The sequence below is a fragment of the Geomonas azotofigens genome (assembly GCF_018919395.1).
Classification (GTDB): domain Bacteria; phylum Desulfobacterota; class Desulfuromonadia; order Geobacterales; family Geobacteraceae; genus Geomonas; species Geomonas azotofigens.
Map to the genome: position 1 here is coordinate 112657 of NZ_JAHLME010000008.1, position 26219 is coordinate 138875.

At 60.9% G+C, this 26219-nt stretch carries 24 protein-coding genes and 5 tRNA genes; 28 read left to right on the top strand and 1 reads right to left on the bottom strand.

The window, feature by feature from the left end; genetic code table 11:
* Window positions 1-28 precede the first annotated feature (28 nt).
* The 8 genes from asd to KOL99_RS19740 all read left to right on the top strand — a co-directional run bounded on the left by asd (window position 29) and on the right by KOL99_RS19740 (window position 7593).
* The gene (asd, locus tag KOL99_RS19705; RefSeq protein WP_216512181.1) at window positions 29-1126 is read left to right on the top strand and encodes an aspartate-semialdehyde dehydrogenase; all 1098 of its coding nucleotides are present in this window, start codon (window positions 29-31) and stop codon (window positions 1124-1126) included.
* Between the two features lie 135 nt (window positions 1127-1261).
* The gene (locus KOL99_RS19710; protein WP_216512182.1) at window positions 1262-2281 is read left to right on the top strand and encodes an aspartate-semialdehyde dehydrogenase; all 1020 of its coding nucleotides are present in this window, start codon (window positions 1262-1264) and stop codon (window positions 2279-2281) included.
* Window positions 2282-2334: 53 nt separating this feature from the next.
* Entirely contained in the window at window positions 2335-3087 is a 753-nt protein-coding gene (gene truA, locus KOL99_RS19715; RefSeq protein WP_216512183.1) for a tRNA pseudouridine(38-40) synthase TruA, read from the top strand.
* Window positions 3088-3210: 123 nt separating this feature from the next.
* Window positions 3211-3639 carry a 50S ribosomal protein L13 gene (rplM, locus tag KOL99_RS19720; RefSeq protein ID WP_216512184.1) on the top strand — a complete coding sequence of 143 codons (429 nt, stop codon included), beginning with the start codon at window positions 3211-3213 and terminating at the stop codon, window positions 3637-3639.
* Window positions 3640-3661: 22 nt separating this feature from the next.
* Window positions 3662-4051, top strand: coding sequence for a 30S ribosomal protein S9 (gene rpsI / locus KOL99_RS19725; RefSeq protein WP_015719162.1), 390 nt, complete (start codon window positions 3662-3664; stop codon window positions 4049-4051).
* Window positions 4052-4325: 274 nt separating this feature from the next.
* On the top strand, window positions 4326-5366 hold the full coding sequence (gene argC, locus KOL99_RS19730) for an N-acetyl-gamma-glutamyl-phosphate reductase (protein ID WP_216512185.1): 1041 nt from the start codon (window positions 4326-4328) through the stop codon (window positions 5364-5366).
* A gap of 119 nt (window positions 5367-5485) precedes the next feature.
* A complete protein-coding gene (locus tag KOL99_RS19735) occupies window positions 5486-7291 on the top strand; it encodes a YgiQ family radical SAM protein (protein WP_216512186.1) in 1806 nt (601 codons plus the stop codon).
* 2 nt (window positions 7292-7293) lie between these two features.
* Entirely contained in the window at window positions 7294-7593 is a 300-nt protein-coding gene (locus tag KOL99_RS19740; RefSeq protein WP_216512187.1) for a YciI-like protein, read from the top strand.
* Window positions 7594-7601: 8 nt separating this feature from the next.
* On the opposite strand, the gene KOL99_RS19745 is transcribed toward KOL99_RS19740, so the two are convergent.
* Window positions 7602-7883 carry a DUF2917 domain-containing protein gene (locus KOL99_RS19745; RefSeq protein WP_216512188.1) on the bottom strand — a complete coding sequence of 94 codons (282 nt, stop codon included), beginning with the start codon at window positions 7881-7883 and terminating at the stop codon, window positions 7602-7604.
* Between the two features lie 151 nt (window positions 7884-8034).
* Here KOL99_RS19745 and KOL99_RS19750 point away from each other — a divergent pair, with 151 nt between their 5' ends.
* The 20 genes from KOL99_RS19750 to tuf (KOL99_RS19845) form a co-directional block, all read left to right on the top strand.
* Window positions 8035-8223, top strand: coding sequence for a hypothetical protein (locus KOL99_RS19750; RefSeq protein WP_216512189.1), 189 nt, complete (start codon window positions 8035-8037; stop codon window positions 8221-8223).
* 63 nt (window positions 8224-8286) lie between these two features.
* Window positions 8287-8362 (top strand) — tRNA-Thr (locus tag KOL99_RS19755).
* Between the two features lie 31 nt (window positions 8363-8393).
* A tRNA-Tyr gene (locus tag KOL99_RS19760) sits at window positions 8394-8478 on the top strand.
* A gap of 114 nt (window positions 8479-8592) precedes the next feature.
* Window positions 8593-8669, top strand: a tRNA-Gly gene (locus tag KOL99_RS19765).
* 11 nt (window positions 8670-8680) lie between these two features.
* Window positions 8681-8756 (top strand) — tRNA-Thr (locus KOL99_RS19770).
* 61 nt (window positions 8757-8817) lie between these two features.
* On the top strand, window positions 8818-10008 hold the full coding sequence (tuf, locus tag KOL99_RS19775) for an elongation factor Tu (protein WP_216512190.1): 1191 nt from the start codon (window positions 8818-8820) through the stop codon (window positions 10006-10008).
* Between the two features lie 68 nt (window positions 10009-10076).
* On the top strand, window positions 10077-10229 hold the full coding sequence (gene rpmG, locus KOL99_RS19780; RefSeq protein WP_183350942.1) for a 50S ribosomal protein L33: 153 nt from the start codon (window positions 10077-10079) through the stop codon (window positions 10227-10229).
* A 42-nt stretch (window positions 10230-10271) separates the two neighbouring features.
* Window positions 10272-10348 (top strand) — tRNA-Trp (locus KOL99_RS19785).
* A gap of 33 nt (window positions 10349-10381) precedes the next feature.
* On the top strand, window positions 10382-10567 hold the full coding sequence (gene secE / locus KOL99_RS19790) for a preprotein translocase subunit SecE (protein WP_199396262.1): 186 nt from the start codon (window positions 10382-10384) through the stop codon (window positions 10565-10567).
* Window positions 10568-10578: 11 nt separating this feature from the next.
* The gene (gene nusG, locus KOL99_RS19795) at window positions 10579-11106 is read left to right on the top strand and encodes a transcription termination/antitermination protein NusG (RefSeq protein WP_015719168.1); all 528 of its coding nucleotides are present in this window, start codon (window positions 10579-10581) and stop codon (window positions 11104-11106) included.
* A gap of 61 nt (window positions 11107-11167) precedes the next feature.
* The gene (rplK, locus tag KOL99_RS19800; RefSeq protein ID WP_183350948.1) at window positions 11168-11590 is read left to right on the top strand and encodes a 50S ribosomal protein L11; all 423 of its coding nucleotides are present in this window, start codon (window positions 11168-11170) and stop codon (window positions 11588-11590) included.
* A gap of 22 nt (window positions 11591-11612) precedes the next feature.
* Window positions 11613-12314 (top strand): 50S ribosomal protein L1, encoded by a 702-nt coding sequence (gene rplA, locus KOL99_RS19805; protein ID WP_216512191.1) that lies wholly within the window; start codon window positions 11613-11615, stop codon window positions 12312-12314.
* Window positions 12315-12496: 182 nt separating this feature from the next.
* Window positions 12497-13018 (top strand): 50S ribosomal protein L10, encoded by a 522-nt coding sequence (gene rplJ / locus KOL99_RS19810; protein ID WP_183350951.1) that lies wholly within the window; start codon window positions 12497-12499, stop codon window positions 13016-13018.
* Window positions 13019-13078: 60 nt separating this feature from the next.
* Window positions 13079-13459, top strand: a complete 381-nt coding sequence (rplL, locus tag KOL99_RS19815; protein WP_216512192.1) for a 50S ribosomal protein L7/L12 — start codon at window positions 13079-13081, stop codon at window positions 13457-13459.
* A 162-nt stretch (window positions 13460-13621) separates the two neighbouring features.
* Window positions 13622-17737: a DNA-directed RNA polymerase subunit beta gene (gene rpoB / locus KOL99_RS19820; protein WP_216512193.1), complete on the top strand. Its 4116-nt coding sequence runs from the start codon at window positions 13622-13624 to the stop codon at window positions 17735-17737.
* 119 nt (window positions 17738-17856) lie between these two features.
* Window positions 17857-22002, top strand: a complete 4146-nt coding sequence (rpoC, locus tag KOL99_RS19825) for a DNA-directed RNA polymerase subunit beta' (RefSeq protein WP_216512194.1) — start codon at window positions 17857-17859, stop codon at window positions 22000-22002.
* A gap of 158 nt (window positions 22003-22160) precedes the next feature.
* A complete protein-coding gene (gene rpsL, locus KOL99_RS19830) occupies window positions 22161-22532 on the top strand; it encodes a 30S ribosomal protein S12 (protein ID WP_015719175.1) in 372 nt (123 codons plus the stop codon).
* 52 nt (window positions 22533-22584) lie between these two features.
* The gene (rpsG, locus tag KOL99_RS19835; protein ID WP_129128342.1) at window positions 22585-23055 is read left to right on the top strand and encodes a 30S ribosomal protein S7; all 471 of its coding nucleotides are present in this window, start codon (window positions 22585-22587) and stop codon (window positions 23053-23055) included.
* Between the two features lie 49 nt (window positions 23056-23104).
* A complete protein-coding gene (gene fusA / locus KOL99_RS19840; protein WP_216512195.1) occupies window positions 23105-25183 on the top strand; it encodes an elongation factor G in 2079 nt (692 codons plus the stop codon).
* Between the two features lie 32 nt (window positions 25184-25215).
* Window positions 25216-26219, top strand: a 1004-nt coding sequence (gene tuf, locus KOL99_RS19845) for an elongation factor Tu (RefSeq protein WP_216512196.1), incomplete at its 3' end; no start/stop codon positions are given.

The window sequence follows — 26219 nt, forward strand, 5'->3', positions numbered from 1 at the left end:
AAAATATAAATAGAGAGGAAGGTCGCCTATGAAAGTCGGAATGGTCGGTTGGCGTGGCATGGTTGGCTCGGTTCTCATGCAGCGCATGCAGGAAGAGAACGATTTCGCAGGTGTTGAGCCGGTATTCTTCACCACCTCGCAGGTGGGGCAGCCCGCACCGCTCAACGCGGGTACGCTGAAGGATGCGTCGGACATCAACGAGTTGAAGAAGCTGGACGTGATCATCACCTGCCAGGGGGGCGATTACACCAAGGCGATCCGCCCCGAGCTGAAGAAGGCCGGCTGGAACGGCTACTGGATCGACGCGGCGAGCACGCTTCGCATGGAAGACGACGCGGTCATCATCCTCGACCCGATCAACCGCAACGTCATCGATGCGGCCCTCTCCAAGGGGATCAAGGACTACATCGGCGGCAACTGCACCGTGAGCCTCATGCTCATGGGCCTGGGCGGTCTGTTCAAGGCGGGCGTGGTCGAGTGGCTTTCCTCCATGACCTACCAGGCGGCCTCCGGCGCCGGCGCCCCGAACATGCGTGAGCTCCTCTCCCAGATGGGCGTGCTGCACGGCTCCGTGGCCGAGCAGTTGGCCACCCCGGGTTCCGCGATCCTCGAGATCGACAAGAAGGTTACCGCCACCCTGAGAAGCGCCGAGATGCCGACCAAGGAGTTCGGCTTCCCGCTGGCCGGCAACGTGCTCCCCTGGATCGACCGCGAGGTCGAGGACGGCCAGAGCCGCGAGGAGTGGAAAGGGTACGCCGAGACCAACAAGATCCTCGGCGCCGCCAATCCGATCCCGGTGGACGGCATCTGCGTCCGCGTGGGCGCCATGCGCTGCCACAGCCAGGCGATCACCATGAAGCTCACCAAGGACATCCCGATCGCCGAAATCGAGGAGATGATCAAGAACGACAACCAGTGGGTGAAGTTCATCCCCAACAACAAGGCCGACTCCCTGGCGGGGCTCACCCCGGCAGCCGTTTCCGGCTCGCTCACCGTTCCGGTGGGTCGCGTGCGCAAGATGAAGATGGGGCCGCAGTACCTCTCCGCCTTCACCTGCGGCGATCAGCTCCTCTGGGGTGCCGCCGAGCCGCTGCGCCGCATGCTGCAGATTCTGAAGGAGCGCTAAACCTTAAGCCCCCCCGCCCCTTGCGGGAGGGGGACGGCTTTTGTCGAAGATCATAGAGAAGTTAACTGCGGAGCGCGTCCCCCGGGATCCATGGGTGGCGCGCTCCCGTTTTTGTCTTGAGGAGATGTAACGAGTATGAAGAAAACGTGGAATGTAGCAGTGGTGGGCGCGACCGGCGCCGTGGGGACCCAGATGATCGAGTGTCTGGAGGAGCGCAAGTTCCCGGTGGGCCGGATCAAGTTCCTGGCGAGTGCGAGAAGCGCCGGCCAGGTGCTCGAGTTCAACGGCAAGCCGGTGCCGGTGGAGGAGCTGACGCACGATTCCTTCGAGGGGATCGACATCGCCCTCTTCTCCGCGGGCGGTGCGCGCTCCGAGGAGTTCTGTCCTTCCGCGGCCAAGGCGGGAGCGGTCTGCATCGACAACTCCAGCGCCTGGCGTATGGACCCGGACGTGCCGCTGGTGGTCCCCGAGGTGAACCCGCATGCCATCGCCGACTATCGCAAGAAGGGGATCATCGCCAACCCGAACTGCTCCACCATCCAGATGGTGGTGGCGCTCAAGCCCCTGCACGACTTCGGCACCATCAAGAGGATCGTCGTCTCGACCTACCAGGCCGTTTCCGGCACCGGCAACAAGGGGATCGAAGAGCTGCGCGTCCAGACCGGCGAGCTTCTGAACGGCCGTCCGCCCAAGAACGAGGTCTATCCGCACCGCATCGCCTTCAACTGCCTGCCGCAGATCGATTCCTTCTGCGACAACGGCTACACCAAGGAAGAGATGAAGATGGTGAACGAGACCAGGAAGATCATGGAGGCGGACATCGCCACCACCGCGACCTGTGTCCGCGTCCCGGTCTTCTACGGCCACTCCGAGTCGGTGAACATCGAGACCGAGAAGAAGATCACCGTGGCCAAGGCGCGCGAGCTCCTGGAGGACGCGCCGGGGGTGGAACTGGTGGACAACCCGGCCAACGGCGAATACCCGATGGCCATGGACGTGGCCGGCGAGGACCTGACCCTGGTCGGCCGCATCCGCGAGGACGCCAGCATCAAGAACGGCCTGAACCTCTGGGTCGTGGCCGACAACCTCAGGAAAGGCGCCGCCACCAATGCCGTGCAAATCGCGGAACTGCTGGTGAAAGACTATCTGAAGTAGCCCCTGGCGGTCTGACCAGCCCGACTAGTCCGGCCCGTCCGACTTTGGAAACTATGCGCAACATCAAACTCATCATAGAATACGACGGCACCGCCTACGCCGGATGGCAGGTGCAGCCCAACGGGCTCACCATCCAGGAGGTCATGGAAAAGGCGCTGGCCAAGATGCTCGGGGAGCACACCACCCTGCACGCCTCCGGCCGCACCGACGCGGGCGTGCACGCCCGCGGCATGGTGGCCTGCTTCAAGACCGAGCGCACCATGCCGCTGCGCGCCTTCCGCGAGGGGCTGAACACGCTGCTCCCCAGCGACATCGCGGTGCGCGACGCGGCCGAGGTGCCGCTCGACTTCCACCCGCGCTTCGACGCGCAGGCGAAGCACTACCGCTACACCATGCTGCTCGACGACCTCCGCTCGCCGCTGGTGCGCCATACCGCCTGGCGCGTCAAGGGGAAGCTCGATGTCGAGGCGATGCGGCAGGCATGCAGGCTCTTCGTAGGCGAGCACGACTTCGCCGCCTTCCGTGGCGCCAACTGCGCCGCCAAGACCACGGTGCGTCGCATCTACAGCATGGAGCTGGTGCAGGAGGGGCGTCTGCTGCACCTGGACATCAACGGCAGCGGTTTCCTGAAGAACATGGTGCGCATCATCACCGGGACGCTCATCGAAGTGGGGCAGGGCAGGATGAGCGCGGCCGACGTGGCGCGCCTGCTCAAGGGAGGCGACAGGCAGAACGCGGGAATGACAGTGCCGCCCCAAGGACTCTGTCTCATGCAGGTTTTCTACCCCGGGCAGAGCGGGGAATGATGCCAGTTTAATAGGGCGTTAATTCTTACCCCGGTTTTTTGTCTTGACATGAACGGACGAATCGATTAAATTCTCAATCTTCTGTAAGTTAATGTGCTAATTCCAGATAGCTGTGAGGTTTCAATGAAGACGCAAGTTGCCAAAAAAGAAGAAGTTACCAGGGATTGGTACCTGGTTGATGTGGATAGCAAGGTGCTCGGCCGTGTCGCGACTGAAATCGCCAACGTGCTGCGCGGCAAGAACAAGCCGACCTTCACCCCGAGCGTTGACACCGGCGACTTCGTCATTGTCGTGAACGCGGAGAAGATTGCCCTGACCGGCAATAAGTTTGCTAACAAGACCTACTATAGCCACTCTTCGTTCCCGGGCGGGCTGAAAGAAATTACCGCAGCCAAGCTCATCGACAAGAAGCCGGAAGAGCTGATCAAGAAAGCTGTCAAAGGCATGCTGCCCAAAAACAAGCTTGCCCGCCACATGCTGAAGAAGCTGAAGATCTACAGCGGCGGTGCTCACCCGCACGCGGCTCAGAATCCGAAGAATCTGAACATTTAATTCGTTCATCAGGAGATAGAAAATGGCAGTCAGCTTTTACGCAACTGGGAAAAGGAAGTCGTCCATCGCCAGGGTTTGGATCAAGCCGGGCAACGGCGAGATCATTGTAAATACCAAGACTCTTGACAGCTACTTCGGCCGCGAGACCTCCAAGATGGTGGTCATGCAGCCCCTCGAGCTGACCGAGAATGTCGGCAAGTTCGACATCTTCTGCACCGTCAAGGGCGGTGGCGACTCCGGCCAGGCCGGCGCCATCAAGCACGGCATCACCAAGGCCCTCATCGAGGCCGATGCCGACCTGCGCGGTACCCTGAAGAAAGCCGGGTTCATCACCCGCGACTCGCGCATCAAGGAAAGAAAGAAGTACGGCAAGAAGGCGGCACGCGCCAGCTTCCAGTTCTCCAAGCGTTAATCCGCTACGGGAACAATTGCTGTCTGTATTGCAAAGGGGGAATCCGTCAGGGTTCCTCCTTTTGCTGTTTCAAAAACCTTTAAGCTAAAACCGTTGGCCACGGAGAAAATCTGAGGACATCTGAGAAAACCAAAGACAAAAAGGTTTTGCTTCTCTCAGATTTCCTCCGACGTTCTCCGTGGCTACCGGTTTTGAGGTTTAGGGTGTCAAGTCCGTAGGAGCTGTGCTAACATCAAGCTCCTATTCTTTCAGATGTAAGTAGAGGAGGACCTTCATGATCAAGGTTGCCATCGTCGGTGCCAGCGGCTATACCGGCGTCGAACTTATCCGTATCCTGCATGCCCACCCCGAAGTCGCCGTCACCTGTGTCACCTCCGAGCAGAGCGCCGGTCGCCCGGTGAGCGACGTGTTCCCGACCCTGCGCGGCCGCTGCGACCTTGTTCTCGAGCCCCTGGAACCGGTCGGCATTGCCGAGCAGGTGGACATGGTCTTCACCGCGCTCCCCCACAAGGCCGCCATGGCGGTGGTCCCGACCTTCCTCAAGATGGGCAAGGACGTGGTCGATCTCTCCGCCGACTACCGGCTGCACGACGCGGACGTCTACGGCAAGTGGTATGAAAAGCACCTGACCCCGGAACTGCTCCCCCAGGCGGTGTACGGCATTCCGGAGTTGCGTCGCGACAAGATCCGCGAGGCCAGCCTGATCGCCAACCCCGGCTGCTACCCGACCAGCGTCATCCTCGGCCTGGCGCCGCTGTTGAAGGGGAAGGTGATCGACCCCAAGAGCATCATCGTCGATGCCAAGTCCGGGACCTCCGGTGCCGGGCGCAGCGCCAAGGTCGACAACCTCTACTGCGAGGTGAATGAAGGTTTCAAGGCCTACGGCGTGGGGGGCGTGCATCGTCACATCCCGGAGATCGAGCAGGAACTCGCGCTGCTGGCAGGCACTCCGCTCACCATCTCCTTCACCCCGCACCTGGTCCCGATGGACCGCGGCATCCTTTCCACCATCTACAGCGTGCCGACCGGCAAGGTGCGCGCGGCGGAGTTGATTACGCTCTACGAGACCTTCTACGAGGGCGAGCCGTTCGTCAGGGTGCTTCCCGAGGGGGTGCTTCCTTCGACTGCGCACGTCAGGGGTTCCAACTTCTGCGACATCGGCGTCGTTGTCGACGAAAGGACCGGCAGGGTCATCGTGGTATCCGCCATCGACAACCTCGTGAAAGGGGCGTCCGGGCAGGCGGTTCAGAACATGAACCTCATGTGCGGTCTTCCCGAAACCCTCGGGCTCGATTTCCTGGGGATCTTCCCGTAAAGTCAAAACCATTGGCCACGGAGAAAATCTGAGGACTTCTGAGGAAACCTAAAACAAAAAGGTTTGGTTCTCTCAGATTTTCTCAGAAGTTCTCCGTGGCTAACGGTTTTAAGGTTTATATGAAACACGCACGTCCCAAGCAGTCTCCTTCCCGGTTTCTCCCCATTTCACTTTCCGAAGCAAAGGCTCGCGGCTGGAACGAGTTGGACGTCGTCTTCGTTTCCGGCGACGCCTACGTGGACCACCCCTCTTTCGGCGTCCCGCTCCTGGCACGACTGCTGGAGGCCAAAGGGCTCCGGGTCGGCATCATCCCGCAGCCGGACTGGCGCAGCAAGGAACCCTTCATGGCGCTCGGGCGCCCGCGCCTGTTCTTCGCCGTAGCCGCGGGCGCCATGGATTCCATGGTGGCGCACTATACGCCGGCCCGGAAACTGCGCCGCGACGACGCCTACACCCCCGGCAACCGCCACGGCGCCCGCCCCAACCGCGCCACCATCATCTACACCTCGCGTTTGAAGGAAGCCTATCGCGACGTGCCGGTGGTGATCGGCGGCATCGAGGCGAGCCTGCGTCGCTTCGCCCACTACGATTTCTGGGAAGACAAGGTGCGCCGCTCCGCGCTCTTCGACGCCAAAGCCGACCTGCTCATCTACGGCATGGGGGAGAGCCCGCTCCTGGAACTGGTGCAGAGGCTGCAAAAAGGTGAGGCGTTCGCTTCTATCCGCGATATCCGTGGCACCGCTTACCCGTCGTCGACCGCGCCGGAACCAGGCGCCGACCTGGTGGAACTTCCGAGTTACGAGGAGGTGTCCACCGACAAGGCCGCCTACGCGCGGTCGTTTCGCCTGCTTTCGGGGGAGCAGAATCCCGGCTGCGCCAGGACCGTGATCCAGCGCCACGCCACACGCTACCTGGTCTGCAATCCTCCCGCGTGGCCGCTTGGCGAACAGGCGTTGGACGCGATCTACGCGCTCCCCTTCGTAAAGGCACCGCACCCGGGCTACAAGGAAGCGATCCCGGCCTACGAGCAGATCCGCAATTCCATCACCACGCACCGCGGCTGCTTCGGCGGCTGCGCCTTCTGCGCCATCACCCACCACCAGGGCAAAACCATCCAGTCCCGCAGCGAGCAAAGCGTGCTGCAGGAACTGGAACGGCTGGCGGCGTTGCCGTGGTTCCGTGGCAGCGTGAGCGACCTGGGCGGCCCGACCGCCAACATGTTCGGGCTCTCCTGCGGCAATGCGGAGGCGGGCGCCAAGTGCCGCCGCGACAGCTGCCTGTTCCCGAAGATCTGCAAAAACCTGGTCACCGATGATGCCGGCAGTTCCCGGCTCCTCGCCAAGGCACGCCGCATCTCCGGGGTGAAGCACGTCGCGGTTTCCTCAGGCGTGCGCTACGACCTGATGGAGCGCCAGCCCCGTTACCTGCGCGAGTTGGTCTCGCACCACGTGAGCGGCCTCTTGAAGGTGGCGCCGGAGCATCTCACCGACAGCGTCACCTCGGTGATGCGCAAGCCCGGGCACGACTGCTTCGAGCGGTTCCGCGACGCTTTCCAGAAGGAGAGTGCCAAGGCGGGGAAACGGCAGTACATTGTCCCGTACTTCATTTCCGGGCATCCCGGCTGCACGCTGTCGGACATGGTGGATCTCGCCCTGATGCTGAAGTGCTGGGGCATGAAGGTGGAGCAGGTGCAGGATTTCACTCCCACGCCGGGGACGCTGTCGACCTGCATCTATCACACGGGCGTGGATCCCTTTACCGGGGAGAAGGTGTACGTGGCACGGACGGATCGTGAAAAGGGGCTGCAGAAGTCGCTGCTGTTGTACCACGTGCCCGAAGAAAGGAAGAATTGCCTGGCGGCTTTGAAGGAATGCGGCCGGGAGGATGCTGCGGCCGAATTGTTCAGCGGCAACAACAGGAGGTAGCCATGCATTATCTGTTGCTGTACGAGGTCGCTCCTGATTACCTGGAGCGCAGGGGCGAGTTCCGCGCGGAGCACCTGGCGCTGGCCTGGGAGGCCGCGCGGCGCGGCGAGCTGGTTCTCGGTGGAGCGCTCACCGATCCGGCCGACGGCGCCGTCCTCCTCTTTCAGGCCGATTCCCCTGAAGTGCCGGCCGCCTTCGCCAAGGCAGACCCGTACGTCCTGAACGGGCTGGTGGCGAAGTGGACGGTGCGCGCCTGGCATACCGTGGTCGGCGAGTTGGCCCACGCACCGGTCCACCCGTAGCTCTTCCTCTAGAGAAGTCGCGGCAGGAACGATCCGGCTGGGGCCGCCGCCAGCGCGGATTTGGTGTTCTCCGCGGCACCCGCTCTCCTCATCTGCAGTTCCGCAGCATCAAGAGCCTCAGCGAGGGCGGATTCCCCCTTGCAGAGCTCGAAGCCGCTCCCGCAGTGTACCAGGTAATCCCTGCCATCCCCTTTGGTGAGCCAGATGGTCCCGGTTAGACAGCGCAGCGTAAGCCCGTGCGCTCCCCCCGTCAGGCTCAACAGTTCCCCTTTTGCCAGTGTGCATTCCATAGCGCCCTCCCTTTCTTTCAGTGGGTCAACTATAGCTGGGCTCCGTCTATGAGTACAGACACAGGAAATCTAATTTGTAGCCATGACAATTGCGCGAAACTGCCGCTGTAACTGCCGGAAAGCGAAGCGACTGTACCCGTTGCAGGCAAACGTGAGTGAAAAACAGCTTAAAAAGAAGAATGAGGTTGCATTCAGGATGATGTGCTGCTATATTCACGGTTTCTTGCCCGCTGCTGGCGGCGAGTGCCGTGCAAAGGCCTCGGTTGTGAATGCCGCGGCTGGAAAAAATAATTTGCACGGCGTAAAAAAAGAAGTTGACACCGAAGCCCTTTTGCTTTAGAACAGGGATTCGCTTCGCAACACAAAGCGCGCAGCGAGATGGTAGCGAGATGGTATCGAATCAGCTGGCGTAGCTCAATTGGTAGAGCAGCTGACTTGTAATCAGCAGGTTGCGGGTTCGAGTCCCATCGTCAGCTCCAGATTGAAAAGTTAATAGCACCACTTCTGTCTGGAGGGATTCCCGAGCGGCCAAAGGGAACAGACTGTAAATCTGTCGTCATCGACTTCGGAGGTTCGAATCCTCCTCCCTCCACCATAAAAACTGCAGATGAGATGAGCATCTGCTCAAATCAGGAGATTCTGAACGGAATCGCTGGTACTGGTTGAGTGGAGCGCAAGTTGAGTCAAAAAACTTCAGAGCAGGGAATTGGCGGGAATAGCTCAGTTGGCTAGAGCATCAGCCTTCCAAGCTGAGGGTCGCGGGTTCGAGTCCCGTTTCCCGCTCCAAAACAGAATATGCCCACATAGCTCAGTAGGTAGAGCACTTCCTTGGTAAGGAAGAGGTCACCGGTTCGAATCCGGTTGTGGGCTCCATCCCCTTCTAGAAAAAACATTCACATAACAGCTGTAGTAGATACATCAGGGAGGATTCCTCATGGCTAAAGCTAAATTCGAAAGAACTAAACCGCATGTGAACATAGGGACCATCGGTCACGTCGACCACGGCAAGACCACCCTGACCGCAGCTATCACCAAGGTGCTCGCCGGCAAAGGCCAGGCCGAGTTCAAGGCGTTTGACCAGATCGACAACGCACCGGAAGAGCGTGAGCGTGGTATCACCATCGCTACCGCCCACGTCGAGTACGAGACCGACAAGCGTCACTACGCTCACGTCGACTGCCCGGGCCACGCCGACTACGTAAAGAACATGATCACCGGTGCAGCGCAGATGGACGGCGCGATCCTGGTTGTTTCCGCAGCTGACGGCCCGATGCCGCAGACCCGCGAGCACATCCTGCTGGCGCGTCAGGTCGGCGTCCCCTACATCGTCGTGTTCCTGAACAAGGCCGACATGGTGGACGACGAGGAGCTCCTCGAGCTGGTCGAGCTGGAAGTGCGCGAACTGCTCTCCTCCTACGACTTCCCGGGCGACGACATCCCGATCATCAAGGGTTCCGCTCTGAAGGCCCTCGAGGGTGACCAGGGCGAGCTGGGCGAGCAGGCCATCATGAAGCTGATGGACGCCGTCGACGCCTACATCCCGGAGCCGCAGCGCGCCATCGACAAGCCGTTCCTGATGCCGGTCGAGGACGTGTTCTCCATCTCCGGTCGTGGTACCGTCGCCACCGGTCGTGTCGAGCGCGGCATCGTGAAGGTCGGCGAGGAAGTCGAGATCGTCGGCATCAAGGCCACCACCAAGACCACCGTTACCGGCGTCGAGATGTTCCGTAAGCTCCTCGACGAAGGCCGCGCTGGCGACAACATCGGCGCGCTGCTGCGCGGCGTGAAGCGTGAGGAGATCGAGCGTGGCCAGGTTCTCGCCAAGCCGGGCTCCATCACCCCGCACACCAAGTTCAAGGCCGAGGCCTACATCCTGTCCAAGGAAGAGGGCGGCCGTCACACCCCGTTCTTCAACGGCTACCGTCCGCAGTTCTACTTCAGGACCACCGACGTTACCGGCGTGGTTGACCTCGAGGCCGGTGTCGAGATGGTTATGCCGGGCGACAACGTCTCGGTAACCGTCAACCTGATCACCCCGATCGCAATGGACGAAGGTCTGCGCTTCGCTATCCGCGAAGGCGGCCGCACCGTCGGTGCAGGCGTCGTTGCCTCCATCATCGAGTAGGACCTGACGGGTTCTTTGAGTTCCGGAAGGATCGGGACGCGAAAATAGTTTGAAAAGGACGAAAGAAAATGCCTAGAGACATCATCACCCTTGGCTGCACCGAGTGCAAACAGCGTAACTATACCACCACGAAGAACAAGAAGAATACGCCCCAGAAGCTGGAGTTCAACAAGTACTGCCGCTTCTGCCAGAAGCACACGCCGCACAAGGAAACCAAATAGTTTGATTTGGGGTCCCCGGAGCTGTCCGGGGACCCCCGCCGCAGGCCAGTAGCTCTAACGGCTAGAGCACCGGTCTCCAAAACCGGGTGTTGGGGGTTCGAATCCCTCCTGGCCTGCCATTTTTTTTATCTTCACGAAGTGAGGAGTGACAAGTGCTCGCAAAAGCCAAGACTTTTTTTGAGGATGTACAGGCGGAACTCGCCAAGGTAACTTGGCCGACCCGCAAAGAGACCTTCTCTACTGCTCAGGTGGTTGTCGTCATCATCGTGCTCATCTCACTTTACCTTGGCGTCTGCGACGCGGTCCTTACTAAGCTCATCAAGTCGATACTCCGCTAGAGGACTGATAAATGGCACACAAATGGTACGGCGTACATACCTACTCCGGCTTCGAGAACAAGGTGCGGCTCTCGCTTGCTGAGCGCATCAAGAACCTCGAGATGGAGGAGTTCTTCGGCGAGATCCTGATCCCGTGCGAAACCGTCGTCGAGCTTAAGAAGGGGGAGAAGAAGACTTCTTCCAGGAAGTTCTTCCCCGGCTACATCCTGGTGAACATGGAACTTAACGACGACACCTGGCACGTGGTCAAGGAGACCGCCAAGGTTACCGGGTTCGTCGGCGGCAATAACCCCTTCCCGATCCCGGACGAAGAGGTCAACAAGATCACCAAGAGGATGGAAGAGGGTGCCGAGAAGCCCCGTCCCAAGGTCCTCTTCGAGGTGGGCGAGACGGTCAGGGTCATCGACGGTCCCTTCCTCAACTTCTCCGGTGTGGTCGAGGACGTCAAGCCGGACAAGGGGAAACTCAAGGTCATGGTAAGCATCTTCGGGCGCGCCACCCCGGTCGAGCTCGAATTCATGCAGGTAGAAAAGCAGTAGGGGCAACCCGCTGTTACCGATAGCTTCAGGCAGTTCGAAGGAATGAAAAAGGAGTAGGAAAATGGCGAAAAAGATCACCGGTTACATAAAGCTGCAGGTACCCGCAGGGAAGGCAAACCCGTCTCCTCCGATCGGTCCCGCACTCGGTCAGCACGGCGTCAACATCATGGAGTTCTGCAAGGCCTTCAATGCGAAGACCCAGGCAGACGAAGGGACCATCACCCCGGTCGTCATCACTGTCTACGCCGACAGGTCCTTCACCTTCATCACCAAGACTCCGCCGGCTCCGGTTCTCATCAAGAAAGCTCTCGGCCTCCAGAGCGGCTCCGCTACCCCCAACAAGACCAAGGTGGGCAAGCTGACCAAGGAGCAGGTGCGCGAGATCGCCACCAAGAAGATGCCCGACCTCAATGCCGCGAGCCTTGAGGCTGCCATGAAGACCATTGAAGGTACCGCGCGCAGCATGGGCGTTGAAATAGCTTAAGTTAAAGAGAGGGTTATCAGAAATGTCTATGACAAAAAAGCTTAAAGAGGCTCGCGCCAAGGTCGACAGGACCAAAACCTATCCCCTGACCGACGGCCTTGAGCTCGTGAAGAGCGCGGCTTATGCGAAGTTCGACGAGACCGTCGACCTGGTGGTGAAGCTGGGCGTCGACCCGCGTCACGCCGACCAGATGGTCCGCGGCGCCGTGGTGCTCCCCAACGGTCTCGGCAAGGATGTGCGCGTCCTGGTTTTCGCCAAGGGCGAGAAGGAGAAGGAGGCCCGCGAGGCCGGTGCCGATTACGTCGGTGCCGACGACCTGGTCGCCAAGATCCAGGAAGGGTGGTTCGAATTCGACACCGCCATCGCTACCCCGGACATGATGGGCGTGGTCGGTAAGATCGGTAAGCTCCTCGGTCCCCGCGGCCTGATGCCGAACCCGAAAGTCGGTACCGTCACCTTCGACCTGGCTCGCGCCATCAAGGAGTCCAAGTCCGGCAAGGTCGAGTTCCGCGTCGAGAAGGCCGGTATCGTGCACGCCCCGGTGGGCAAGGTTTCCTTCACCGCCGAGACCCTGAGGCAGAACGTGGTTGCCCTGGTGGAAGCCCTCCAGAAGGCGAAGCCGGCTGCAGCCAAGGGCACCTACATGAAGAAGGTTGCCGTGTCCTCCACCATGGGCCCGGGCGTCACCATCGATCTCGCTGACATCAGCGCGATCTTGAAATAAAGAGCAGTACCGCTGTAAAGCCAAAGTCAAAGACAGTGGGTGTGCCAGTAGCATCGTCGGCGCTTAAACGCTTCCGGGCGGCCAACCGAGACTTGCAGATGTTGCGCGAAAATGCATGTTCCGCAACTTCCTGACTTTGGCGGGGTTCCGCACCCGTATACCAAAAGAAAGGAGGAAGGCGCTTGAATAAGGAAAACAAGCAAGAACTTGTTGCCGAGATGCACGACAAGCTCCAGAGGGCGCAGGCGGTATTCCTCGCGGATTTCCGCGGGATGAACGTCGGCCAGGCCACCGAGCTCAGAAACGAGCTCAGGAAAGCCAACGCGGAGTACAAGGTCGTCAAGAACACTCTGCTCGAGATCGCTTCCAAGGGGACCGACAAGGAAGGTCTGTCGCAGTACTACGCAGGCCCCACCGCCATCGCCCTTTGCTACGACGATCCCGTCGCGGCGGCCAAAGTGCTGTCCCGCTTCAACAAGGAAAACACTAACCCGTTTACCTTGAAGGCTGGCGTGCTCACCGGCAAGACCATCAACGTGGCTGAGATCCAGGCTCTGGCAGACCTGCCGAGCCGCGAAGTGCTTATCGCCAAGATGCTGGGCAGCATGCAGGCACCGGCAAGCAACTTCGTACGCGTTCTCGCGGCTGTTCCGGGCGGTTTCGTACGCGCGCTGGAGCAGATCAGGATCCAGAAGGCTGCCTAATCGCAGTCACCGACAATTTTCGCTTTAAACATCTAACAATATTCTCTGGAGGAGAAAGAAATGGCTATCACCAAAGAAGAAGTAATCAGCTTCATTGAGAACATGTCCGTCCTCGAACTTGCTGGCCTCGTGAAAGAGCTCGAGGAGAAGTTCGGCGTTTCCGCAGCAGCTCCGGTTGCTGTCGCTGCTGCTGGCCCGGCTGCTGGCCCGGCTGAAGCCGCTGAAGAGAAGACCGAGTTCGACGTCATCCTGAAAGCTGCTGGCGCCAACAAGATCGGCGTCATCAAGGTCGTCCGCGGCCTGACCTCCCTGGGCCTCAAAGAAGCCAAGGACCTGGTCGACGGCGCTCCGCAGCCGGTCAAGACTGGCATCTCCAAAGAAGAAGCTGCCGACGCACAGAAGCAGCTGGTCGAGGCTGGCGCAGAAGTGGAAGTTAAGTAATTAGCTTCGCACCGATCTTTACCAAAGCCAAGGTCGCTTTTTGCGGCCTTGGCTGTTCTATTTTAGTTTGAGGCCGCTTCACCCCGCAGCCACGTCCGACCAGAACAGCAGGAAATTCAAGGGGGTGGAGGTCTTCCAAGGCGTTCACCACAAGGAGAAGATATGGCTTATTCAATCGCGAATAACCCCCTGTTGCGCAAGAACTTCGCCAAGATCCACAAGATCATCGACATACCGAACCTCATCGACATCCAGAAAAATTCCTACAAGAGATTCCTCCAGCTCGACACTCCCGTAGACGCACGCAAGAATTCCGGCCTGGAAGCCGTGTTCCGCAGCGTATTCCCGATCAGGGACTTCAGTGATACCGCCTCGCTTGAGTACGTTTCGTATTCGCTGGGCGCGCCGAAGTACGACGTTGAGGAGTGCCACCAGAGGGGGATGACCTTTGCCGCGCCGATGAAGGTGAAGGTGAGGCTGGTAGTATGGGATGTGGCGAAGGACCCCGGTACCAGATCGATCCGCGACATCAAGGAGCAGGAGGTTTATTTCGGCGAAATCCCGCTGATGACCGACAACGGGACCTTTATCATAAACGGCACCGAGCGCGTTATCGTGAGCCAGCTGCACCGCTCGCCGGGCGTGTTCTACGACCACGACAAGGGCAAGACCCACTCCAGTGGCAAGGTGCTCTACTCGGCCCGTGTGATTCCGTACCGCGGTTCGTGGCTTGACTTTGAATTTGACCATAAAGACATCCTTTATGTTCGCATAGACAGGCGTCGCAAGATGCCGGCCACCGTGCTCCTAAAGGCCCTTGGCTACTCCAACGACGCGCTGATCAACTACTTCTACAAGTCCGAGGAAGTGAAGGTCGGCGACAACGGCGCCATGACCAAGCTCGTGGACGCGGAGCTCCTCTCCAACCAGAAGGCCACCGCGGACATCGTCGACCCGGGCACCGGCGAGGTGATCCTCAAGGCGAACCGCAAGTTCACCAAGGCCGCGCTCAGGAAGATGGCCGAGCACGGCATCAAGGAGATCCCGATCGCCGAGGAGGAAGTGGTCGCCAAGGTCGCTTCCCACGACATCTACGATCCCGCCACCGGCGAGATCCTGGTCGAGTGCAACGAGGAGATCACCCCGGCGAAGCTCGAGGAGATGGTACAGAAGGGGATCACCTCCTTCCAGGTGCTCTTCATCGACAACCTCCACGTCACCTCCAGCTTCCGCGACACCATCCTGATCGACAAGATCGGCTCCACCGACGAGGCACTGATCGAGATCTACCGTCGTCTGCGTCCGGGCGATCCGCCGACCCTAAAGAGCGCGCTGGTTCTCTTCGAGAACCTGTTCTTCAACGCGGAGCGCTACGACCTCTCCGCCGTCGGCCGCCTGAAGCTCAACTACAAGCTGGGCGTGGACGTGCCGCTTGACTGCATGACGCTCACCCGCGAGGACATCCTCGAGGTGGTGCGTTACCTGATCGAGCTGAAAAACGGCAAGGGCAACATCGACGACATCGACCACCTGGGCAACCGCCGCGTGCGCGCCGTGGGTGAGCTCCTCGAGAACCAGTACCGCATCGGCCTGGTCAGGATGGAGCGCGCCATCAAGGAGCGCATGTCGCTGCAGGAAGTCGAGAACCTGATGCCGCACGACCTGATCAACTCCAAGCCGGTTTCCGCCGTGGTCAAGGAGTTCTTCGGTTCCTCGCAGCTGTCCCAGTTCATGGACCAGACCAACCCGCTCTCCGAGGTCACCCACAAGCGCCGTCTGTCGGCCCTTGGACCGGGTGGTCTTACCCGCGAGCGCGCCGGCTTCGAGGTTCGCGACGTACACCCGACTCACTACGGCCGCGTCTGCCCGATCGAGACCCCGGAGGGTCCGAACATCGGTCTGATCGCGTCGCTCTCCACCTATGCCCGCATCAACGAGCACGGCTTCGTCGAGACGCCGTACCGCGTGGTTAAGGAAGGCAAGGTGACCGACGAGGTCCGCTTCTTCTCCGCGCTGGAGGAGGAAGGGCACGCCATCGCCCAGGCCAACGCCGACATCGACGAGACCGGCCGCTTCGTCGCCGACTACATCTCCGCCAGGAAGTCCGGCGAGTTCGTGCTGGTCGGTCGCGACGAGCTGGAGCTCATGGACGTCGCCCCGATGCAGCTGGTCTCGGTCGCGGCCTCGCTGATCCCGTTCCTCGAGAACGACGACGCGAACCGCGCCCTCATGGGCTCCAACATGCAGCGCCAGGCGGTACCGCTTCTGCGCGCCGACTCCCCGCTGGTCGGTACCGGCATGGAGCGCGTCGTGGCACGGGACTCCGGGGTTTCCTCGGTCGCCCGCCACAACGGCGTGGTCGAGAGCGTCGACGCCTCGAGGATCGTCGTCAAGATCGACGAGGACCAGTACGACGCCACCGGCACCGGTGTCGACATCTACAACCTGATCAAGTTCGCCCGTTCCAACCAGAACACCTGCATCAACCAGAGGCCGGTGGTCAAGGTGGGCGACCACGTCAAGGCAGGCGACATCATCGCCGACGGTCCTTCGACCGACATGGGCGAGCTGGCTCTGGGCCAGAACGTCCTGGTAGCCTTCATGCCGTGGGGCGGCTACAACTACGAGGACTCCATCCTCATCTCGGAGCGCCTGGTAAAAGACGACCGCTACACCTCGATCCACATCGAGGAGTTCGAGGCCGTCGCCCGCGACACCAAGCTCGGCAAGGAGGAGATCACCTCCGACATCCCGAACCTGGGTGAAGAGACCCTGAAGGACCTGGACGAGTCCGGCATCATCAGGATCGGCGCCGAGGTCCGCCCGGGCGACATCCTGGTGGGCAAGATCACCCCGAAAGGCGAGACCCAGCTCTCCCCGGAAGAGAAGCTCCTGCGCGCCATCTTCGGCGAGAAGGCCGGCGACGTGCGCGACACCTCGCTCAGGGTCCCGCCGGGGGTCGAAGGTACCGTCATCGGCGCCAAGATCTTCTCCAGGAAGGGTGCCGACAAGGACGCCCGTACCGAGATCATCGAGAAGGCCGAGGAGCAGCGCCTGCGGAAGGACGAGCAGGACGAGATCCGCATCATCCGCGACTCGGCCATCGGCAAGCTGAAGAAACTCCTGGTGGGCAAGACCGCCGCCGTGAAGATAGAGGGAACCGACGGCAAGGTGCTGATCCCGAAAGGGGCCGTCATCACCGAGGAGATGCTGAAGTCGTTCTCCATGGACCGCTGGGACGAGATCTCCATCGCCGATGACGACACCATCGACGAGAAAGTGGCCCAGACCCTGTCCACGCTGAACCAGCAGATCGACATCATCAAGTACGTCTTCGACGACAAGGTGCAGAAGCTGCGTCGCGGCGACGACCTGCCGCCGGGCGTCATCAAGATGGTCAAGGTCTACATCGCCATCAAGCGTAAGCTCCAGGTCGGCGACAAGATGGCAGGCCGTCACGGCAACAAGGGTGTCGTCTCCAGGATCCTCCCCGAGGAGGATATGCCGTACATGGAAGACGGTCGTCCGGTCGAGATCGTGCTGAACCCGCTGGGCGTTCCGTCCCGTATGAACGTGGGTCAGATCCTCGAGACCCACCTGGGCTGGGCGGCACGCGGCCTGGGCTGGAAGATCGAGGAATTCCTCGAGAAGAACACCCCGCACGAAGAGGTGAAGCGCTTCCTGAAGGGCGTGTACCACGATCCCGACATGCACCGCTTCATCGACAAGCTCGAAGGGGAGGAGCTCATCAACGTGGCCAAGCGCCTGCGGCGCGGCGTCCCGATGGCTTCCCCGGTCTTCGAGGGGGCCAGCGAGGAATCGATCCAGGAGATGATGAAGCACGCCGGCTTCGAGACCACCGGCCAGGTCACCCTGTACGACGGCAAGAGCGGCGACAAGTTCATGCACAAGGTCACCGTCGGCATCATGTACGTCCTGAAGCTGCACCACCTGGTCGACGACAAGATCCACGCCAGGAGCATCGGTCCCTACTCCCTGGTCACCCAGCAGCCGCTGGGCGGCAAGGCGCAGTTCGGTGGCCAGCGACTGGGTGAGATGGAGGTCTGGGCCATGGAAGCCTACGGCGCCGCCTACGCGCTGCAGGAATTCCTCACCGTCAAGTCCGACGACGTGGCGGGCCGCACCAGGATGTACGAGGCCATCGTCAAAGGGAAGCACACCCTGGAGCCGGGCCTGCCCGAGTCGTTCAACGTCCTCATCAAGGAACTGCAGTCCCTTGGCCTCGACGTGGAGCTCTTGGAAGGCGACGAGGACTAGGACATTGTTTTGTCTGACCGGTCCGACTAGTCTGACTAGTCCGACCGGTCAGAGTCCGACTGCCCGATGCGCCGCTTAACACCGATAACGTAACTCCTACCGCTAAGGAGGAAAATACTTTGGAAGATATTTTCAATTTTTTCGATAAGCCGAAAGATCCGCTCCACTTCTCGTCCATCAAGATCTCGATCTCCTCGCCGGACAAGATCCGCGAGCGTTCCTTCGGGGAAGTGAAGAAGCCGGAAACCATAAACTACCGCACCTTCAAGCCGGAGCGCGATGGCCTGTTCTGCGCCAAGATCTTCGGACCGACCAAGGACTACGAGTGCAACTGCGGCAAGTACAAGCGCATGAAGCACCGCGGCATCGTCTGCGAGAAGTGCGGCGTCGAGGTCATCCCGTCCAAGGTGCGCCGCGAGCGCCTGGGGCACATCGACCTGGCCACCCCGGTGGCGCACATCTGGTTCCTGAAGTCCCTGCCGTCCCGCATCGGCAACCTGATGGACATCACCCTGAAGGACCTCGAGAAGGTGCTCTACTTCGAGGCCTACGTGGTGACCGACCCGAAGGAAACCGGCATGCCGTTTGGCACCGTGCTCTCCGAGGACCAGTACCAGAAGGCCCTCGAGGAATACAACTACGGCTTCGAGGCCGGCATGGGCGCGGCCGCAATCCGCACCTGCCTCACCTCGATGGACCTGGACCAGCTCTCCGAGCAGCTCCGTATCGAGATGCAGGAGGCGACCTCCGAGGCCAAGCGCAAGAAGACCGCCAAGCGCCTCAAGGTCATCGAGGCCTTCAAGAACTCGGGCAACAAGCCGGAGTGGATGATCCTCGAGTGCATCCCGGTGCTGCCGCCGGAACTGCGCCCGCTGGTCCCCCTGGACGGCGGCCGCTTCGCTACCAGCGACCTGAACGACCTGTACCGCCGCGTCATCAACCGCAACAACCGCTTGAAGCGCCTGATGGAACTGCAGGCCCCCGAGGTCATCATCAGGAACGAGAAGCGCATGCTGCAGGAGGCGGTCGACGCGCTGTTCGACAACGGCCGCCGCGGCCGCGCCATCGCCGGCCCCAACAAGCGTCCGCTCAAGTCGCTCTCCGACATGCTCAAGGGCAAGTCGGGCCGCTTCCGCCAGAACCTCCTCGGTAAGCGTGTCGACTACTCCGGCCGTTCCGTTATCGTCGTCGGCCCGGAACTCAGGCTGCACCAGTGCGGTCTGCCCAAGAAGATGGCTCTCGAGCTCTTCAAGCCGTTCATCTACAACAAGCTCGAGGAGCGCGGCTTCGTCACCACCATCAAGAGCGCCAAGAAGATGGTGGAGAAGGAGAAGCCGGAGGTCTGGGACGTGCTCGAGGAGGTCATCAAGGAGCACCCGGTCATGCTGAACCGCGCCCCGACCCTGCACCGCCTGGGCATCCAGGCTTTCGAGCCGGTGCTCATCGAGGGCAAGGCGATCCAGCTGCACCCGCTGGTTTGCACCGCCTTCAACGCGGACTTCGACGGTGACCAGATGGCGGTCCACCTTCCCCTCTCCGTCGAGAGCCAGGTGGAGACCCGCGTGCTCATGATGTCGACCAACAACATCCTGTCGCCGGCGCACGGCAAGCCGATCATCGTGCCGTCCCAGGACATGGTCCTCGGCATCTACTACATGACCCGCGAGAAGCATTTCGCCCAGGGCGACGGCAAGATCTTCGCCTCCCCGGAAGAGGTGTCCATCGCCTGGGATGCGTCCGAGGTGCACCTGCAGGCCCGCGTCAAGGTCAGGATGAAGAACCTGCCTGCCGACGAGAAGCCGGCCCTGGTGGACACCACCGTCGGCCGCGTGCTTTTGCGCGAGATTCTGCCGGACGCGGTACCGTTCTCGGCCATCAACAAGGTGATGACCAAGAAGGAGCTCTCCAACCTGGTCGACACCTGCTACCGTCTGGCCGGCAACAAGGAGACCGTCATCCTCGCCGACAAGCTGAAGTCGATCGGCTTCCGCTACGCGGCCAAGGCGGGCATCTCCATCTCCATCAACGACATGGTCATCCCGGAAGGGAAACCGGCCATCATCAACCGCGCCACCGAAGAGGTGCAGGAGATCCAGAACCAGTACACCGAGGGTCTCATCACCGACGGCGAGCGTTACAACAAGGTCATCGACATCTGGGCCAAATCGACCGAGGACATCGCGAAAGAGATGCTGGACAACCTCTCCCGCGACACTATCTCCGATCCCCAGGGGAACGAAGTGAAGGTACCCTCCTTCAACGCGATCCACATGATGGCCGACTCCGGCGCGAGGGGTAGTGCCCAGCAGATCCGCCAGCTGGCCGGGATGAGGGGACTCATGGCCAAGCCGTCCGGCGAGATCATCGAGACCCCGATCACCGCGAACTTCCGCGAAGGCCTCACCGTGCTCCAGTACTTCATCTCCACGCACGGTGCCCGTAAAGGTCTGGCCGATACCGCGCTCAAGACGGCGAACTCCGGTTACCTCACCCGCCGTCTGGTCGACGTCGCCCAGGACGCCATCATCACCGAGGAGGATTGCGGCACCATCGACGGCCTGACCGTCTCCTCCCTCACCGAGGGTGGCGAGATCATCGAGCACATCGGCGACCGTATCCTCGGCCGCGTGGCCCTGGACGACATCCTCGACCCGGTCACCGGCGACGTGCTGGTGGCGGCCAACCAGGAGATCGACGAGACCCTGGTCTCCAGGATCGAGGCCGCCGGCCTCGAGAAGGTCAAGATCCGCTCGGTGCTCACCTGCGAGAGCCGCCGCGGCATCTGCGCCAAGTGCTACGGCCGCGACCTGGCACGCGGCCACCTGGTGAACCGCGGCGAGGCGGTCGGCGTCATCGCCGCCCAGTCCATCGGCGAGCCGGGCACCCAGCTGACCATGCGTACCTTCCACATCGGTGGTACCGCATCCCGTCGCGCCGAGCAGACCTCCCTGGAGTCGAGGAACGAAGGCTACGCCAAGTTCATCAACCTGCACTACGTAACCAACTCCGAAGGTCACCACATCGTCATGAACCGTAACGGCGAGCTGGCCATCGTGGACGAGACCGGGCGCGAGCGCGAGAAGTACGGCATCGTCTACGGCGCCAAGATCAAGGTGAGCCCCGAAGAGAAGGTCACCCAGGGGCAGTCGCTGGCAGAGTGGGACCCGTACACCATGCCGATCCTCACCGAGATCTCCGGCCGCATCAAGTTCGGGGATGTCATCGAGGGCGTCACCATGGAGGAGCAGGTCGACGAAGTCACCGGTCTCTCCAGGAAGGTCATCATCGAGACCCGCGACTCCGACAAGCGTCCGCGCATCACCATCAAGGACGAATCCGGCAAGACCGCCAAGATCGGTGAGAGCATGGCGCGCTACTACCTGCCGGTGGGCTCCAACATCAACGTGATGGAAGACACCGTGGTTGCCGCGGGTGACGTGATCGCCAAGATCCCGCGCGAAACCACGAAGACCAAGGACATCACCGGTGGTCTGCCGCGCGTCGCCGAGCTCTTCGAGGCGAGGAAACCGAAGGACTTCGCGGTCATCACCGAGATCGACGGCGTGGTCGCCTTCGGCAAGGACGCCAAGGGCAAGAGAAAGGTCATCGTGACCCCGGAAGTGGGCGAGCCCAAGGAATACCTCATCCCCAAAGGGAAGCACATCAGCGTCCACGAAGGGGACCATGTCCGCGCCGGCGAGGCGCTCATGGACGGCTCCTCCAACCCGCACGACATCCTGCGCGTACTGGGCCAGAAGGAACTGGCCAAGTACCTGGTCGACGAGGTCCAGGAGGTCTACCGTCTCCAGGGCGTCAAGATCAACGACAAGCACATCGAGACCATCGTACGTCAGATGCTGCGCCGCGTCAGGGTGAAGGACGTGGGCGATACCAACCTCCTGATCGACGATCAGATCGAGCGTTGGGTCTTTGAGGAAGAAAACGAGAAGGCGATGGACAAAGGCGGGCGTCCTGCTACTGCAGAGTCCCTGCTCCTTGGCATAACCAAGGCGTCGCTCTCGACTGAGTCATTTATTTCTGCTGCTTCCTTCCAGGAGACAACAAAAGTCTTGACACAGGCATCAATAGAAGGTAAGGTCGACAGTCTGCGTGGTCTCAAAGAAAACGTGATCATGGGCCGCCTGATCCCGGCGGGTACGGGATTGGCTCTTTACCGCAACCTGCGCATGGTTGCTGAGGAGCCAGTAATCATTCCGGAGCCAGTTGAACCGGAAGATGAAGAGATCTACGAAGAAGAAGCCTAGTCCAGTATCCGGCCAGTGAGAGCGGGTTCCCCGCTTCACTGGCCGGCGTCTCACTTTTATCAAATAAAACTTGACAAGCACGTACGTTGTTGCTATTTTCGTCGCTTCCGCGCGCGGGGTACGTCTGTGCGTGGAGAAGAAACGCGTGAGAGGAATGTATGCCAACTATTAATCAGCTTATTCGTCACGGTCGGGAGTCAAAGGGTGAAAAATCCACTGCTCCGGCACTCAGGAGCTGCCCGCAGAAGAGGGGCGTTTGCACCAGGGTTTACACCACAACCCCGAAGAAACCGAACTCCGCGCTTCGTAAAGTCGCCAGGGTTAGGCTTACCAACGGCGTCGAGGTGACCTCCTACATTCCGGGTGTTGGTCACAACCTCCAGGAACACTCCGTCGTCCTGATCAGGGGCGGCAGGGTAAAGGACCTTCCGGGTGTTCGTTACCACATCGTCCGTGGCACGCTCGACTCTGTCGGCGTCAAGGGTCGCATGAAGAGCCGTTCCAAGTACGGTGCGAAGAGGCCCAAGTAACCGTACGGTGCAAAAAGACCCAAGTAACCGATTTTAAGTGAGAGGTTAAGACATGCCAAGAAGAAGAGAAGTAGCAAAGCGGGTGATCCTCCCGGATCCGAAATACGGTGACAGGGTGGTTGCCAAGCTGATCAATATAATCATGCTGGACGGCAAGAAGTCCACCGCCGAGAAAGCTCTCTACGGTGCCCTCGAGATCGCGGCCGGCAAGGCCGGCGACGAGCCGGTCAAGGTGCTCAAGAAGTGCCTGGACAACATCAAGCCGATGCTGGAAGTCAAGTCCCGCAGGGTCGGCGGCTCCACCTACCAGGTTCCGGTCGAAGTCCGTCCGGAGCGCCGCATGTCCCTGGCCATGCGCTGGCTGGTGAAGTACTCCAACGCCCGCAGCGAGAAGACCGTCACCGACAAGCTCGCCGGTGAGATCCTCGACGCATACAACAACCGTGGTTCCGCGGTCAAGAAGCGTGAGGACACCCACAAGATGGCCGAGGCGAACCGCGCCTTCGCCCATTACCGCTGGTAGTCCACGGCGGCACCCATTAAGGCTTAGAAAGCAACTCGGAGGAACAGAAGTGGCACGTCAGGTTTCGTTGGAAATGACCCGTAATATCGGGATCATGGCTCACATAGATGCAGGGAAGACCACCACTACGGAGCGTATTCTCTATTACACCGGTGTTTCCCACAAGATCGGCGAGGTCCATGACGGCGCCGCTACCATGGACTGGATGGAGCAGGAGCAGGAGCGTGGCATCACCATCACCTCCGCGGCTACCACCTGCAACTGGAAAGACCACCGTATCAACATCATCGACACCCCGGGTCACGTCGACTTCACCATCGAGGTCGAGCGTTCCCTGCGTGTTCTCGACGGCGCCGTGGCAGTGTTCTGCTCGGTCGGCGGCGTTGAGCCCCAGTCCGAGACCGTCTGGCGCCAGGCCGACAAGTACCGCGTTCCGCGTATCGCGTTCATCAACAAGATGGACCGTATCGGCGCGGACTTCTTCCGCGGCATCGCCATGATCAAGGATCGCCTCAAGGCGAACCCGGTCGCCCTGCAGATCCCGATCGGCAGCGAGGAGAACTACAAGGGCCTCGTCGACCTGATCGAGATGAAAGGGATGGTCTTCAACGACGAGACCATGGGCGCTACCTACGACGTGGTCGACATCCCTGCCGACCTGGTCGACCAGGCCAACGAGTACCGCGAACTGCTGATCGAGGAAGTTTCCTCCCACGACGATACCCTGATGGAGAAATACCTGGGCGGCGAGGAGATCTCCAACGCCGAGCTGAAAGCGGCCATCCGCCAGGCGACCCTCGACATCAAGATCTGCCCGGTCATCTGCGGCTCCGCGTTCAAGAACAAGGGCGTGCAGCACCTGCTCGACGCCGTGCTCGACTACATGCCGGCTCCGACCGACATCCCGGCTATCCAGGGCATCGACGCCAACACCGAGGCTCCCATCGAGCGTCACGCGTCCGACACCGAGCCCTTCTCCGCACTGGGCTTCAAGATCATGACCGACCCGTTCGTTGGGCAGCTTTGCTTCTTCCGCGTCTACTCCGGCGTGATCCAGTCCGGCTCCTACGTGTACAACGCCACCAAGGGCAAGCGCGAGAGGATCGGCCGTATTCTCAAGATGCACGCCAACAAGCGTGAAGAGATCAAGGAAGTCTACGCCGGCGACATCGCCGCCGCGGTCGGCCTCAAATACACCACCACCGGCGACACCCTGTGCGACGAGAACCACGCCGTCATCCTCGAGTCCATCGAGTTCCCGGAGCCGGTTATCTCCATCGCCATCGAGCCGAAAACCAAGGCCGACCAGGAGAAGCTGGGCCTGTCGCTGGGCAAGCTCGCTTCCGAGGACCCGTCCTTCCGCGTCAAGACCGACGAAGAGACCGGCCAGACCATCATCTCCGGCATGGGTGAGCTGCACCTCGAGATCATCGTGGACCGTCTCTTCCGCGAGTTCAAGGTCGAGGCCAACGTCGGCAAGCCGCAGGTCGCCTACCGCGAGACCATCACCAAGAAGGTCAAGGCGGAAGGCAAGTTCGTGCGCCAGTCCGGCGGTCGCGGTCAGTTCGGTCACGTCTGGCTCGAGATCGAGCCGCAGGAGGCAGGGAAGGGGTACGAGTTCGTCGACGCCATCAAGGGCGGCGTCGTTCCCCGCGAGTACATCCCGGCGGTCGACAAGGGCATCAAGGAGGCGCTGGACAACGGCGTCATGGCCGGCTTCCCGGTGGTCGACATCAAGGTCACCCTGGTCGACGGTTCCTACCACGAGGTCGACTCCTCGGAGATGGCCTTCAAAATCGCAGGTTCCATGGGCTTCAAAGAGGGTTGCGCCAAGGCCTCCCCGATCATCCTGGAGCCGATCATGTCGGTGGAAGTCGTGGTCCCCGAGGAGTACATGGGCGACGTCATCGGCGACCTGAACTCCCGCCGCGGCCGCATCATGGGCATGGAAGGGCGCGCTGGCGCGCAGGTGGTCACCGCCATGGTGCCGCTGGCCCAGATGTTCGGTTACTCCACCGACCTGCGTTCCGCAACCCAGGGTCGTGCGACCTACTCCATGACCTTCGATCATTACGAGCCGGTACCGAAGTCGGTTGCCGAGGAAATAGTCGCGAAGGCCAAAGGCTAATAATTCAATTTCCCTACTAGGAGGATTCCGAAATGGCAAAAGCTAAATTTGAAAGAACCAAGCCGCATGTAAACATCGGTACCATCGGCCACGTCGACCACGGCAAGACCACCCTGACCGCGGCTATCACCAAGGTCCTCGCCGGCAAAGGCCAGGCCGAGTTCAAGGCGTTCGATCAGATCGACAACGCACCGGAAGAGCGTGAGCGTGGTATCACCATCGCTACCGCCCACGTCGAGTACGAGACCGACAAGCGTCACTACGCTCACGTCGACTGCCCGGGCCACGCCGACTACGTAAAGAACATGATCACCGGTGCAGCGCAGATGGACGGCGCGATCCTGGTTGTTTCCGCAGCTGACGGCCCGATGCCGCAGACCCGCGAGCACATCCTGCTGGCGCGTCAGGTCGGCGTCCCCTACATCGTCGTGTTCCTGAACAAGGCCGACATGGTGGACGACGAGGAGCTCCTCGAGCTGGTCGAGCTGGAAGTGCGCGAACTGCTCTCCTCCTACGACTTCCCGGGCGACGACATCCCGATCATCAAGGGTTCCGCTCTGAAGGCCCTCGAGGGTGACCAGGGCGAGCTGGGCGAGCAGGCCATCATGAAGCTGATGGACGCCGTCGACGCCTACATCCCGGAGCCGCAGCGCGCCATCGACAAGCCGTTCCTGATGCCGGTCGAGGACGTGTTCTCCATCTCCGGTCGTGGTACCGTCGCCACCGGTCGTGTCGAGCGCGGCATCGTGAAGGTCGGCGAGGAAGTCGAGATCGTCGGCATCAAGGCCACCACCAAGACCACCGTTACCGGCGTCGAGATGTTCCGTAAGCTCCTCGACGAAGGCCGCGCTGGCGACAACATCGGCGCGCTGCTGCGCGGCGTGAAGCGTGAGGAGATCGAGCGTGGCCAGGTTCTCGCCAAGCCGGGCTCCATCACCCCGCACACCAAGTTCAAGGCCGAGGCCTACATCCTGTCCAAGGAAGAGGGCGGCCGTCACACCCCGTTCTTCAACGGCTACCGTCCGCAGTTCTACTT

Coding starts and splice junctions, on each gene's coding strand:
- rplK (WP_183350948.1), top strand. CDS start 11,168: ATGGCGAAAAAGATCACCGGTTACATAAAGCTGCAGGTACCCGCAGGG.
- KOL99_RS19710 (WP_216512182.1), top strand. CDS start 1,262: ATGAAGAAAACGTGGAATGTAGCAGTGGTGGGCGCGACCGGCGCCGTG.
- argC (WP_216512185.1), top strand. CDS start 4,326: ATGATCAAGGTTGCCATCGTCGGTGCCAGCGGCTATACCGGCGTCGAA.
- rplL (WP_216512192.1), top strand. CDS start 13,079: ATGGCTATCACCAAAGAAGAAGTAATCAGCTTCATTGAGAACATGTCC.
- rpoB (WP_216512193.1), top strand. CDS start 13,622: ATGGCTTATTCAATCGCGAATAACCCCCTGTTGCGCAAGAACTTCGCC.
- rpmG (WP_183350942.1), top strand. CDS start 10,077: ATGCCTAGAGACATCATCACCCTTGGCTGCACCGAGTGCAAACAGCGT.
- nusG (WP_015719168.1), top strand. CDS start 10,579: ATGGCACACAAATGGTACGGCGTACATACCTACTCCGGCTTCGAGAAC.
- KOL99_RS19740 (WP_216512187.1), top strand. CDS start 7,294: ATGCATTATCTGTTGCTGTACGAGGTCGCTCCTGATTACCTGGAGCGC.
- KOL99_RS19745 (WP_216512188.1), bottom strand. CDS start 7,883: ATGGAATGCACACTGGCAAAAGGGGAACTGTTGAGCCTGACGGGGGGA.
- asd (WP_216512181.1), top strand. CDS start 29: ATGAAAGTCGGAATGGTCGGTTGGCGTGGCATGGTTGGCTCGGTTCTC.
- rplA (WP_216512191.1), top strand. CDS start 11,613: ATGTCTATGACAAAAAAGCTTAAAGAGGCTCGCGCCAAGGTCGACAGG.
- KOL99_RS19735 (WP_216512186.1), top strand. CDS start 5,486: ATGAAACACGCACGTCCCAAGCAGTCTCCTTCCCGGTTTCTCCCCATT.
- tuf (WP_216512190.1), top strand. CDS start 8,818: ATGGCTAAAGCTAAATTCGAAAGAACTAAACCGCATGTGAACATAGGG.
- rpsI (WP_015719162.1), top strand. CDS start 3,662: ATGGCAGTCAGCTTTTACGCAACTGGGAAAAGGAAGTCGTCCATCGCC.
- rpsL (WP_015719175.1), top strand. CDS start 22,161: ATGCCAACTATTAATCAGCTTATTCGTCACGGTCGGGAGTCAAAGGGT.
- truA (WP_216512183.1), top strand. CDS start 2,335: ATGCGCAACATCAAACTCATCATAGAATACGACGGCACCGCCTACGCC.
- rplM (WP_216512184.1), top strand. CDS start 3,211: ATGAAGACGCAAGTTGCCAAAAAAGAAGAAGTTACCAGGGATTGGTAC.
- rpsG (WP_129128342.1), top strand. CDS start 22,585: ATGCCAAGAAGAAGAGAAGTAGCAAAGCGGGTGATCCTCCCGGATCCG.